This window comes from Bacillus sp. MN7755, assembly GCF_054771475.1.
In genome coordinates this window covers 112527-124422 of the sequence record NZ_BTRL01000019.1, presented here as the reverse complement: position 1 = coordinate 124422, position 11896 = coordinate 112527, and the positions used below count along the sequence as shown (strand labels likewise).

The following is an 11896-nucleotide window of genomic DNA, read 5'->3' as shown; positions in this document are numbered from 1 at the left end:
TTACGCTTGTTGTTGCGCGTTATATAATTCTTCAAGTGGCTTCATGATAATTTTGTTAACGTCAGTGATAACTGTATTTAAGCGTTGCTCAGTTTCCATTAACTTTGTAATTTTAGCATCTTGTTGAATGCGAACTACAACTTCTTGTGCTTGTTGGTTGTCTTCTTCAGTGATTTCTTGACCTTGCATCATTTTTTGTTGTAGGCTAAGTTGCATTGTACGGAACTCATCGAATAAGTTCTTTGAAGCTGCATCAGCTTGAACTGCTGCGTAGCTCTCTTTTAACGTTTTGAAATCATCGTTTTCAGCGATTGCTTTTTGTAATTCATATGCTACATCATGAATGTTTTTTGTCATTTTATTTTTCCTCCTTTAGAAGGCTAGCGCTTTTCTCTCGCACTGCCTTTTACGTGCATTTACATACGCACCTCTTCTTACCATATCAAACTATGCAAGAGATGTGAAGAAATTTCACTTTTATTTCTATGTACTCACCTTATTATCTAAGAAACAACAATAGCAGTCCTTGCACGAGTCCGATCATTCCGCCTAATAATGCTCCTAAATACGTAATCATTTTTAGTTCATTTTTTGTAATGGACAGAACTAAATCTTCTAATCTCTCCGTTGAAAATGTGGATACTTCTTGCTGGACAATTTCCGCAAGGTGGAGATTGTTTAATATACTCGCTACGTTTTCTGTCCCCCACTTCAAGCCTTTCGTTACTGCACTCGGGACTATCTTTTCCATGATTGTTTCTCGCACCGGCTCACATACTTGCTTCACAGATTGTTTTAAAAATTTACTCACTGTTTCCTCAACTTTAACTGCTGACAATATGGAGCTTACAATCATTTCTTTTTCTACAAACGTTTCTAATTCTTTTACATCTTTTCCTTTTAACTTCTCCCACTCTTTTTGCAGTACATCAGTTAAAAGTTGTTTCGTGCCATCTTGCCCTAAAAACTTAATAACTTCTGGCTGCACACGATCGACTACACTTACATTCCCTAAAAACATTCCGACTAAGTTAAGCAGCGTTCCCCTGGAAGCAAAGAAATCATCAATCATTTTTGAAAGACGAGCTTTCCCTTCTTCACTTTCAAAAAAACTAATTCCTCGCTCTAAAATAAACGCAGAGACATTTGGGATCGCATTCTCTATTTTTTCATGAACAGAATGAGGTAAGGCTTGTTCCCATGTATATGTATAATACTCCGCTAAAAATGCCTCTATTTTTTCTGTAATCACATGTTCGATTTTTCCGGTTGCCTCTTTTTCTACATGCGCTACGTTCCATTTTTCTAACATGTGTCGCAGTGACTGTTCATTCGTAATTACTTTATCCACTTCTACTTGTGTCCATTGAATTAAACCTTTTTGAAACTCTTCATTTGTTAACTTCTTTCCGATTCCTTCTGGCGTTAACAAATGCTCTACAACCATTTTCCCTAATTGAACAGCAAGCTCATCACGGCGCTTCGGAATTAATCCTGGTGTAAATGGCACTTGAAACTTACCAATATAAATAGGGCGATGAGGACGAAATAACATTTTTATCGCTAAATGATTTGTGAATCCCCCAATAATTGCTCCGAGCCCTGTCGTCGTTAACATACTTAACCATATATTCATTACAATCAACCTTTCGCTTCTCCAAAACTATAGCATATCATCATACGGACAAAAGTATAATGGTATAAAAACGTATTTGCAATATATAGCTTCTCCTATTATGTCAACATTTTGTTAGTAAAGGAGTGATTTCGTTGGTTCTCGGTATTTTAACTTGCTGGCCTCATTATGAGCAAACGTATTACACCGAAATCGCTAAACGTGCTCGGCTTTATCATAATGTCGTTGCCCAGTTTACGCCATTTGGTATTGATCCTAAAACAGATCTTATTTCTGGTCTGATTTATGATACGGATACAGGAAAATGGAAAGAACAAACATTCCCTATTCCTTCTTATATATACGATCGTTCTTCTTTTAACGAGGAAACAGACCTCGAAAAAGCAAAGTCAATTATTCACTCATTACACAACCGTCCTTCCACTACCTTTTTAAATAACACACTCATTGACTTAAGCGAACTACATGATGTATTTCTCACGAATAAAAAATTATCTCCTTATATACCAAAATTTGAAATAGCAACGATACAAAACGTTTTCAAACTGTTATTAAAAACAAAAGATATTATTATACGTCCTACTCATACACATTCCAATGATAGTCTGTACCGGGTCGCTTATAAAAATAAAACGTTTCATATTGATACAATAAATGACGCCTATCATACTTCTACTCCAATTAAACAGACTGATGAATTTATATCTTGGTACAAATCTAATATACGTTCAGCACGTTACATCACCCATACGATGCTACAATCACCAAATCAATTAACATACCCACTCCATATTCGAACCATTTTGCAAAAAAATAAAGAACGAGAGTGGAACGTTATCGGTCAATTTATACAAAAAAGCTCATTTCCAAATCAACTTTTACTTTCGGCAACGGATGATTCCTCGCTGCATTCATTTTCAAAAATTAAATACGTACTATCTAGTACAGGGGTACAGTTATTACAAGATGCTTTACATGACATTATAAATGAAGTGTTTCAAACATTAGATCAATCTTATTCTTCTTTATTCGAGCTAGAGCTTTCCACCATTATGGATCAAAAAGGGGCCATTTGGCTTATGTATGTCAACACGATTCCCCCGTACGAACATTACATTCGTCATAGTGATTCATTAGCCGAGAAAATATATCACGGACCACTCAAATTTAGTCGCTTTACACCATAATGAAAGGAGGTAATTTCATTTTGAAAGAGCACATATATACATTAAACATTTCAGATGAGCATCCAAATAGTATTACTTTACCTTATATTTTTTCCATTACACCACCGATTACATCCCTCTCCTTCGGCATCCGCCACGTTGCCAGTGAAGAGGTGAAAATTCATTATTCCTTTACTCGCGAAATCATTATCGGAAAACAAATTGCAGAAAAGCTTTTACTTCCTCATTCCACTACTATCCATGCATTCACTCAAAATGAAACCATTATTTTCGGACCATTAATCGGGATTTTTACAACTGGTTTTAACGATGACTCTTCTAATCCTTTAGGAAGCCGTTCAACTTCTCTTGGCGAGTTACTAACGCCGCCATTCACTTTGCGACCATTTGTATTCGTTTTTGGTGTGCAACATATAGACTGGGAAGATGAAACAATTGAAGGATACTTCTTTCAAGAAGGGCAATGGATTAAGAGAAAAGTACCTTTTCCAAATGTCATTTACGACCGATTACCAAATCGGAAAGCCGAAAATTATAAACCAATCGTAAGAGCAAAAAGAAAATTAGAGCATGACTATGCGATTCCATGGTTTAATCCAGGATTTTTTAATAAATGGGAAGTACATCAACTTCTTATGAAAGATGAATCCATTATGCCGTTATTACCAAACACAGAAACATTTCAGCACTTCGAACAAGTTGAACGATTTCTCGGAACGTATAAATCGATTTACATGAAACCAATTCACGGCAGCTTCGGTAGAAATATTCATCAACTATTTTATTCTCAAGCAGAGAATTGCTATTACTGTCGTTATCGCGAAAATGAAGAAAACAAACTAAGAAAGTATCAATCATTAGAAACGCTTCTAAACCATGTGTTAAAAGGACATGATTTAAAAAAGTTTATCGTACAACAAGGTATTTCCTTACTTCGCTTCGACGGGCAACCTGTTGATTTCCGCATTCATACAAATAAAAATCATTTCGGGCAATGGATGGTCAGTGCAATCGTCGCAAAAATTGCTGGCAAAGGTAGCTTAACAACTCATGTAAATAGCGGTGGTGATACAAAATTACTGCAAGAACTTTTTCCAGATTCAACAAAACAAGTTCAAATTGAAAATAAATTAAAACATACAGCCTTACAAATTAGTTACGCGCTCGATGAACAAGTAACCGGAAATATTGGAGAAATTGGTTTTGATATCGGTTTAGACACGCAGGAAAACCCGTGGCTCTTTGAAGCAAATTCTAAACCTGGGCGAACTGTATTCCAAGATGAAAAGTTAAAAGAACAAAGCGAACTGACGCGCCAATTATTTTACGAATATGCCATCTACTTAACTGAGCATTCTTTGCGCGATGCAAAAGAAAAAATGTCTCAAATAAAATCAGCGTCTTCCTCAAGCACCGAGCATATCCCGTCCCCTATGATTCACTCACAAATACGAAAACAAAAACTTCCACCTCATTCATAAGGTGGAAGTTTTCTATTTACACAAGTTTTACTACAACCTCTGTTTCCACATTACATACTCCGCAATAAAAAATATGATTGCAGTATTCATTTGAATTATTATTTGTTAATCCATCTACTGCACTTAATAATTCTTGGTCCATATACGCACTATAATCGTCTATGTAATCTACAGCCTTCCCATAATCTTGGAGTATACTTTGGCAATTTTGACAAGAATATGTTTGTGATTCTAATGCGTTGCAAAGCGGGCAAATTCCCATCACGATTCCTCCATACGTTATCATTTACAAGCAGATTGAAGAGAGCATCTATCTATGGCATAGGAGCGGTCTTCTGTCCCATTCCTACTCAAAATAGAACTATGAAGTTGCTATCGATTTAATTGTAATAAATAAGAAGTTAATGATTTGCACCAAAATAACAGGATACAAAAAGAAAAACATATTTCATATTGCTCTTAGTTTAGCCTTCTTTCTAAAAAATACAACGATTACTCTTATTTCATACTTTACGAAATCACTAAGATTTTTTTACAAAATTTACAAATTATTATTTTGTATATCTTTCTAGGTAACATCCATACTATGAGTACAAACTTAATTACCGATGGATTAGCGCCAACGGGGCGATAATCTGGTTCAACTCCAGCTAGTCCAACCAAAAAAAATTTTTATAACTCTAAGGAGGATATATTCCTATGGCAAACCAAAATTCTTCAAATCAATTAGTAGTACCAGGAGCAACAGCTGCAATCGACCAAATGAAGTACGAAATCGCTCAAGAATTTGGTGTACAATTAGGAGCAGATTCTACGGCTCGTGCTAACGGTTCTGTTGGTGGCGAAATCACAAAACGTCTAGTTGCAATGGCTGAGCAAAGCCTTGGCGGATTCCACAAATAAATATATATGGCAAAAAGGTCTCAAGGCATATGCCTTGAGACCTTCCTTATTTACTGCAACATTTGTAAAAACTTCTTCGTGCGTTCTTCTTTTGGATTTGTAAATACATCTTCTGGTGTACCTTGTTCGACAACGACACCGCCATCCATGAAAATAACACGGTTCGCAATTTGATGTGCAAAGCGCATTTCGTGCGTTACAATAACCATCGTCATGCCTTCTTTAGCAAGTTCTTTCATTACTTTCAGAACTTCTTGAACGAGTTCAGGATCAAGTGCTGACGTCGGTTCATCAAATAGTAACACTTCCGGCTCCATCGCAAGCGCGCGAGCAATTCCAACGCGCTGTTGTTGTCCGCCTGATAATTGGAACGGATATAAGTCTACTTTATCCGCAAGACCAACTTTTTCAAGGAAGTAGTTTGCTTTTTTCTTCGCTTCTTCTTTCCCCATCTTTTTCACTGTAACGAGACCTTCCATTACATTTTGAAGTGCTGTTAAATGCGGGAATAAGTTATGGTGCTGGAATACCATACCTGTTTGTGTACGAAGGTTTACAATATCTTTCTTCGATACTTTTTGAGAGAAATCGAGCTCTTTATTACCGATGCTGATACTACCAGCGTTCGGCGTTTCTAGCACATTGAGACAGCGTAAGAATGTCGTTTTACCAGATCCAGACGGCCCAATAATAACAACAACTTCGCCCTTCTCAACTGTTAAATCTATATGCTTTAGTACGGTATTATCTCCGAAACTTTTTTGTAAGTGCTGAATTGAAATCATAAAAACAAAAACTCCTTTTGTAAAAGGATTATTTTAACGTGTAGCGTTCTGAACGCTTCTCTAACATCTGCTGTACGATTGATAGTAAGAAACAAATAACCCAATAAATAAGACCTGCTTCAAAATAAACAATTAAAAACTCGTAGTTCATTGCCGCAATCTCCTGCGCTTTTCGGAACATTTCTGTTACTAAAATTAACGATGCTAATGAAGTATCTTTCACTAAGCTAATAAATGTATTTGAAAGCGGCGGGATTGATACGCGTGTTGCTTGCGGTAAAATAACACGTTTTAACGCTTGCGGGTATGTCATCCCAATTGTATAAGCTGCTTCCCACTGCCCTTTCGGAATGGAAAGAATCGAAGCACGAATAATTTCAGATGCATATGCACCGACATTTAATGAAAATCCAATAACTGCTGCTGTATATGGCTCAACTTCAATATTAAGAGTTGGAAGACCATAGAAAATAATAAATAATTGTACAAGAAGTGGCGTTCCGCGAATGATAGATACATAGATACGAGCAATCCATTGTAAAATACGACTACCTGAAATACGTGCAAGCGCCGTTAACGTCGCAAGTATAATCCCGATAATAAATGTAATAAGCGTTAATGGAATTGTTGTAAAAACAGCTTCCTTCAGCATAGGCATGAAGGAAGACTGCATAATATCTATCCAAGTAGACAATCGATCTGAAGCCAATGCACTACTTAGATACATTTTCACCGAACCATTTTTTCGCTATTTTGTCGTACGTACCGTCTTTTTTCATATCTTCTAACGCTTTGTTTACTTCTTGTACTAGCTTGTCGCTACCTTTACGGAATAAGAATCCACTTTGTGACGCTTCTTTTTCTGTATCTACAATTTTAATTTTTGCATCTTTTTTCGTTTCTAAATAGTTTAACACTGATAATTTATCATTAATTGTGAAATCAACACGGCCAGTGTTTAATAATTCTGCCGCTTGGCTAAAGCCTTCTACATTCGTGATTTCCGCGCCATTTTTCTTAGCAATATCTGCATAGTTACTTGTTAAAGATTGTGCTGCTTTTAATCCTTTTACATCAGCAAATGTAGCAGGTTTATCTTTATCTTTTGCAATAACCAATACCGCTGAAGAGGAAACGTATGGGCTAGAGAAGTCATATTTCTTTTGACGATCTTCACGAATACCAACTTCATTCGCAACCATATCGAAACGTTTTGCATCTAAACCAGCAAGTAAGCTATCCCATTGTGTTTCTTTAAATACAGGCTTTACTCCTAAACGTTTTGAAACTTCTTCTGCTAATTCAACATCGAATCCAGTTAATTTATTGCTTGAATCGTGGAATGTAAATGGTGGATATGTACCTTCTGTACCAATTACAAGTTCACCGCTTTGTTTAATCTTTTGTAACGCGTCTTGACTAGCTGTATCTTTTTTCTCTTCTTTACCGCAGCCCGCTACAATCCCGATCGCTAATGTAGTTACTGCAAGTACTGAAAATAATTTTTTCATGATGGTAATCCTCCAAGTATTCTGATAGGAATTTAAAAACTATATTGATTGTATGCAATCTTGAACAATTTTTCAATGAAAATGTTCTTATTTAGTTTATCCTTTTTCTTCATAATCAAACAAAAGGGAAAAATAATGCTACATACAAAAAATAAGTAACATTTTTTAATATAGCATTTATAGAGAAAAAGGTAAAACAATACTTCTTATTTAACCATTATGATTTATTGAAGAATCGATCTATTCGCCCATATAAAAAGAACTTGCGAAAATCGCAAGTTCTTCTCTATACATATTAAGCACTCTGGTTTCCTTCCATTTGCGTTTTGTACATATCGTAATAACGCCCGCGCTTTTTCATTAGTTCATCATGAGAACCTTTTTCCAAAATGGTTCCTCTATCAAGCACAATAATTTGATCTGCACTTTTAATTGTTGAAAGTCGGTGAGCAATAATAAATGTCGTTCTTCCTTTTTTCACAACTTCTAGTGCTTGTTGAATCATCGCTTCTGTTTCTGTATCAATACTAGATGTCGCTTCATCTAAAATTAAAATGGCTGGATCAAAAGCAAGTGCCCTAGCAAAAGAAATAAGCTGACGTTCTCCAGTAGAAAGTGTGCTTCCCTTTTCTGTAATTTCTTCATTTATATTGTTCGCAAATCTTTCAGCACCAACGTCACGCAACGCTTTTACGATGCGCTCTTTTGAAATTTTTTCATTCTCTAAGCTAACATTAGATGCTACTGTCCCGCTAAATAAAAACGGATCTTGCAATACGATTCCCATATGTTCACGAGTTGCTTGTTTTGGCATCTCTTTTACGTCGTGACCGTCAATTGTAAGCTTTCCTTTTTCAAACTCATAAAACTGAAAGAGTACATTCATAATGGAACTTTTTCCTGATCCAGTATGACCGACAAGTGCCACTGTCTCGCCTTGTTTCGCTTCAAAAGAAATATTTTTTAACACTTCATCTTTTCCATTATAAGAAAACGACACATTATCAAATTTCACGTTCCCTTGTAAGCGAGGCATACGTTCCTCTTCTACTGCTTCCCCTTTTTCCTCTAACAATTCAAAAACACGTTCTGATGCAACACGCGATTGTTCTAAGTTAGCAAGCTGATTTACCATATTTGTAATTGGTGAGAACAATCGTGTTAAATAATCAACGAACGCATACAGTATCCCTAGAGAAATGACGCCTGTAGCACTTAATGAAGCACCACCGAAATACCAAATCACACCTGTGAATGCGATATTTCTTAATACAGACACTAAGTTATGCGAAGTTGCGGCATTTAAATTCAAAATTTTATTTTGATACTTAAAATAATCGCCATTTAATTCTTCAAACTCTTTTTTCGTTTCACGCTCTTGACGGAACGCTTGAATAATCGGCATCCCTTGAATGGATTCATTCACTGTTCCGTTAATATCTGATAAACGTGAACGCATTTTATGATTGTATACAGACGCATACTTTCTATATAAAATAGCCCAAACAATTAAAATTGGGATGATGAGTAAACATAACGTTGCCAACTTTACATCGAGTAAAAATAGCGCAGCGAATATCCCAATAATATAGATGATACTAGAAACGAATGTTGCCAGCACCGTTACATATAAATCACGAATGGCTTCCGTATCATTCGTTACACGCGACACAATTTTCCCTGCTGGTAAATGATCGAAATAACGAATCGGCAACGTTTGAATATGAGAAAACACATCTTCCCTCATAATTTGAATAATTTTGTTCGCTGCCTTCTGCAAGAAGAACTGCTTTCCATATGCAAACAATGACACGACTACTAATAAAGCAAAATAGCCACCACCAAGTAATAATAAACGGTTTATTTCTGGTTTATAAAACGCAAATACTTCTTCTTTCGTTAATGCTTTCGCTTTATACACTTGCACTGCCTTACCATTTTGAACGGTAATCATATCACCTTTTACAGTACGTGATCCTTCAACATTCACTTTATTCGGTACAAAATAATATTGAAAACCGACTTGCATCACGCGTACTTCTTTTCCTTTTTTCTCCCCTTCTTCAAAGCGATCACTTCGCTTATAAAAGGTGCCATTATACGAAACAGCCTCTTCACTCTTTTCTGTTTCATACCAAGGTTTCTCTATTCCAACGATATGATCGTCAATCATCGTTTTCGCGACGAAAGGACCAGCAAGCTCTGCTATGACGAAAATAAATAACATTAGCATCGCTGCAAAAATCGTTCCTTTCACTTTCATCGCATATTGAAACAATCGTTTTGAAACACTCATATTTTCACCCCACTATCCGCACTTTCACTTTCACCTTGTTGTCTTTCAAACTGCTCCGCATACCAGCCTCCGCTTTTGATAAGCTGATCATGCGTACCCTCTTCTATTACTTCACCTTCATCCATAACGAGAATCCAATCAGCATGTTGTACGGCAGATAAACGGTGCGTCGTAATAATCGTCGTTTTTCCGCTTCTTTCTGTTCTTATATTTTCGATAATCGCTGCTTCTGTACGAGCATCAACAGCTGATAAAGAATCATCCAAAATTAAAATTTCTGGATTTTGAATAACAGCTCGCGCAATCGAGATCCTTTGTTTTTGCCCTCCTGATAAAGAAACACCTTTCTCTCCAACGAGCGTTTCTAACCCTTCTGGTAAAAACTCTAAATCCTTTTTAAACGCCGCAATTTCAATTGCTTTCTCAAGCTCTTCTTCCGTCGCTTCCCTGTTCCCAAACAAAATATTTTCCTTCGCTGTTTTAGAGAACAAAATATGCTCCTGCGGTACATAACCAATCCATCCAAGTACATTTTCATTCGTTATTTTATCTAACGTCACATCAGAGACTGCAATATCCCCATCTCCAAGCGGATATTGGCGAAGAAGCTGACGTACGAGCGTCGTTTTTCCGCTTCCTGTTTTTCCAACAATCCCAAGTGTTTCCCCTTGTTTTAATGTAAACGAAACCTTCTTTAAATTTGTTTCAGTTGATGAAGGATATGAAAAGGTAACGTCATCAAACTGAATATAATCCGGCTCTTGTACAAGCTTTGGATTTTCAGGATTTTTCACATCTGGTTCATACGCTAACGTTTCATTCACACGATCTAATGAAGCATTTCCTCTTTGCATAACATTAATTAATTCGCCAATTGCAAACATCGGCCAAATCATCATCCCTAAATACACGTTAAAGGAAACAAGTTCGCCAAGTGTCACCTTTGATTGAAATACAAGATATGCGCCGTACACTAAACCAATTAAATAACTAAGGCCAACAAGCATTTTCACAGTTGGTTGGAATAGTGCATCAATTCTAGCTACCTTCATATTTTTTTCGTAGACGTCATCTCCTAAATGATGAAATCTTTCTTGATCTGCATTTTCTTGTACGTATGCACGAATCACGCGCACACCAGCTATTGACTCTAGTACTTTATCGTTCATATCACCGAACGCATCTTGCGCAACTGTAAATCTTTCATGCAATTTCTTTCCATATATATTCATTGCATACGCCATAATCGGAAGCGGTATAAGTGCCGCAAATGTAAGCTCCCAACTAATTGTAAATCCCATCATAAAGACAATCGTAAGCATATATAAACTAGAATCAACGAGCGTTAATATACCGAAACCAGCTGTCATAGCGATTGCTTTTAAATCGTTTGTCGCTCTCGCCATTAAATCACCAGTACGATTTTTTTGATAAAATGTTGGCGTCATCTTAAGTAAATGCCCCATAAATTTAGAACGCATCGTTTTCTCAAGTACGAATGCTCCGCCAAACAATTGATGTTGCCACACAAAAGTAAGACCATATCCAACAATCGTAACCCCTATTAAAATAAGAATAGACTGCATAATTGCTTCGTTCGTTAACGTTCCTGTTTTTATATTATCAATCGTAACCCCTAACACTTTCGGGGGAATAACCTCAACTATATTCACAATTAAAAGAGCTCCAATGGCGATACTATATCTCTTCCAATGCTCTTGAAAAAACCATTTTAACTTTAGTAATACTGATAACAATGTAACCTCTCCCTTCTCGTTCTCGTTTCAATCTCATTTCTTTATCCGCTATCCAGACCCATCACATTTACATTTCGTAACCCATACAATCTCATCACATTTTTCCACCTTCCAAAATTTTATATAGTAACATGGAAAATAAACAAAAAAAAGCATACCGTCGCTTGACGATATGCACAAAAATGCATAAAAAGCGTACGTTACGATATACGCAACGTACGCTTTTTATAAGACAAAGATGCCCTATATATCCGCACGGGTTGCGTAATGATATAAATGTTTTCTGCCATTTAACAGAGCTAAGCCCTTTACATTTACGATTACAATCATTACGCACACC

At 36.4% G+C, this 11896-nt stretch carries 11 protein-coding genes; 3 read left to right on the top strand and 8 right to left on the bottom strand.

All coding sequences use genetic code 11. The annotated features are described in order from the left end of the window. Both ACYVEC_RS22460 and ACYVEC_RS22455 read right to left on the bottom strand, forming a co-directional pair. The gene (locus ACYVEC_RS22460) at window positions 1–357 is read right to left on the bottom strand and encodes a YlbF/YmcA family competence regulator (protein WP_060629704.1); all 357 of its coding nucleotides are present in this window, start codon (window positions 355–357) and stop codon (window positions 1–3) included. A gap of 142 nt (window positions 358–499) precedes the next feature. Then, a complete protein-coding gene (locus ACYVEC_RS22455; protein ID WP_063223839.1) occupies window positions 500–1636 on the bottom strand; it encodes a DUF445 domain-containing protein in 1137 nt (378 codons plus the stop codon). A 134-nt stretch (window positions 1637–1770) separates the two neighbouring features. On the opposite strand from ACYVEC_RS22455, the gene ACYVEC_RS22450 reads away from it, so the two are divergent. Then, on the top strand, window positions 1771–2823 hold the full coding sequence (locus ACYVEC_RS22450; protein WP_063223818.1) for a YheC/YheD family protein: 1053 nt from the start codon (window positions 1771–1773) through the stop codon (window positions 2821–2823). Window positions 2824–2843: 20 nt separating this feature from the next. Further along, window positions 2844–4304, top strand: a complete 1461-nt coding sequence (locus ACYVEC_RS22445) for a YheC/YheD family endospore coat-associated protein (protein ID WP_063223816.1) — start codon at window positions 2844–2846, stop codon at window positions 4302–4304. Window positions 4305–4320: 16 nt separating this feature from the next. On the opposite strand, the gene ACYVEC_RS22440 is transcribed toward ACYVEC_RS22445, so the two are convergent. Then, the gene (locus ACYVEC_RS22440) at window positions 4321–4566 is read right to left on the bottom strand and encodes a hypothetical protein (protein ID WP_063223814.1); all 246 of its coding nucleotides are present in this window, start codon (window positions 4564–4566) and stop codon (window positions 4321–4323) included. 437 nt (window positions 4567–5003) lie between these two features. Here ACYVEC_RS22440 and sasP point away from each other — a divergent pair, with 437 nt between their 5' ends. Beyond that, window positions 5004–5207, top strand: coding sequence for a small acid-soluble spore protein, SasP family (gene sasP / locus ACYVEC_RS22435; protein WP_000013338.1), 204 nt, complete (start codon window positions 5004–5006; stop codon window positions 5205–5207). A gap of 50 nt (window positions 5208–5257) precedes the next feature. On the opposite strand, the gene ACYVEC_RS22430 is transcribed toward sasP, so the two are convergent. From ACYVEC_RS22430 to ACYVEC_RS22410, 5 genes are all read right to left on the bottom strand, one after another. Continuing rightward, window positions 5258–5992 carry an amino acid ABC transporter ATP-binding protein gene (locus ACYVEC_RS22430; RefSeq protein ID WP_063223813.1) on the bottom strand — a complete coding sequence of 245 codons (735 nt, stop codon included), beginning with the start codon at window positions 5990–5992 and terminating at the stop codon, window positions 5258–5260. Between the two features lie 28 nt (window positions 5993–6020). Beyond that, complete coding sequence (locus tag ACYVEC_RS22425) at window positions 6021–6719, bottom strand: amino acid ABC transporter permease (RefSeq protein ID WP_063223811.1); 699 nt, start codon at window positions 6717–6719, stop codon at window positions 6021–6023. Then, the gene (locus ACYVEC_RS22420) at window positions 6706–7503 is read right to left on the bottom strand and encodes an amino acid ABC transporter substrate-binding protein (protein WP_000732853.1); all 798 of its coding nucleotides are present in this window, start codon (window positions 7501–7503) and stop codon (window positions 6706–6708) included. The genes ACYVEC_RS22425 and ACYVEC_RS22420 overlap by 14 nt, the downstream gene beginning before the upstream one ends. Window positions 7504–7798: 295 nt before the next feature. Then, complete coding sequence (locus ACYVEC_RS22415) at window positions 7799–9799, bottom strand: ABC transporter ATP-binding protein (RefSeq protein ID WP_063223809.1); 2001 nt, start codon at window positions 9797–9799, stop codon at window positions 7799–7801. Beyond that, a complete protein-coding gene (locus ACYVEC_RS22410) occupies window positions 9796–11556 on the bottom strand; it encodes an ABC transporter ATP-binding protein (protein WP_063223807.1) in 1761 nt (586 codons plus the stop codon). The genes ACYVEC_RS22415 and ACYVEC_RS22410 overlap by 4 nt, the downstream gene beginning before the upstream one ends. Window positions 11557–11896: the final 340 nt, after the last annotated feature.

Coding starts and splice junctions, on each gene's coding strand:
- ACYVEC_RS22460 (WP_060629704.1), bottom strand. CDS start 357: ATGACAAAAAACATTCATGATGTAGCATATGAATTACAAAAAGCAATC.
- ACYVEC_RS22455 (WP_063223839.1), bottom strand. CDS start 1,636: ATGAATATATGGTTAAGTATGTTAACGACGACAGGGCTCGGAGCAATT.
- ACYVEC_RS22440 (WP_063223814.1), bottom strand. CDS start 4,566: ATGGGAATTTGCCCGCTTTGCAACGCATTAGAATCACAAACATATTCT.
- sasP (WP_000013338.1), top strand. CDS start 5,004: ATGGCAAACCAAAATTCTTCAAATCAATTAGTAGTACCAGGAGCAACA.
- ACYVEC_RS22430 (WP_063223813.1), bottom strand. CDS start 5,992: ATGATTTCAATTCAGCACTTACAAAAAAGTTTCGGAGATAATACCGTA.
- ACYVEC_RS22425 (WP_063223811.1), bottom strand. CDS start 6,719: ATGTATCTAAGTAGTGCATTGGCTTCAGATCGATTGTCTACTTGGATA.
- ACYVEC_RS22420 (WP_000732853.1), bottom strand. CDS start 7,503: ATGAAAAAATTATTTTCAGTACTTGCAGTAACTACATTAGCGATCGGG.
- ACYVEC_RS22415 (WP_063223809.1), bottom strand. CDS start 9,799: ATGAGTGTTTCAAAACGATTGTTTCAATATGCGATGAAAGTGAAAGGA.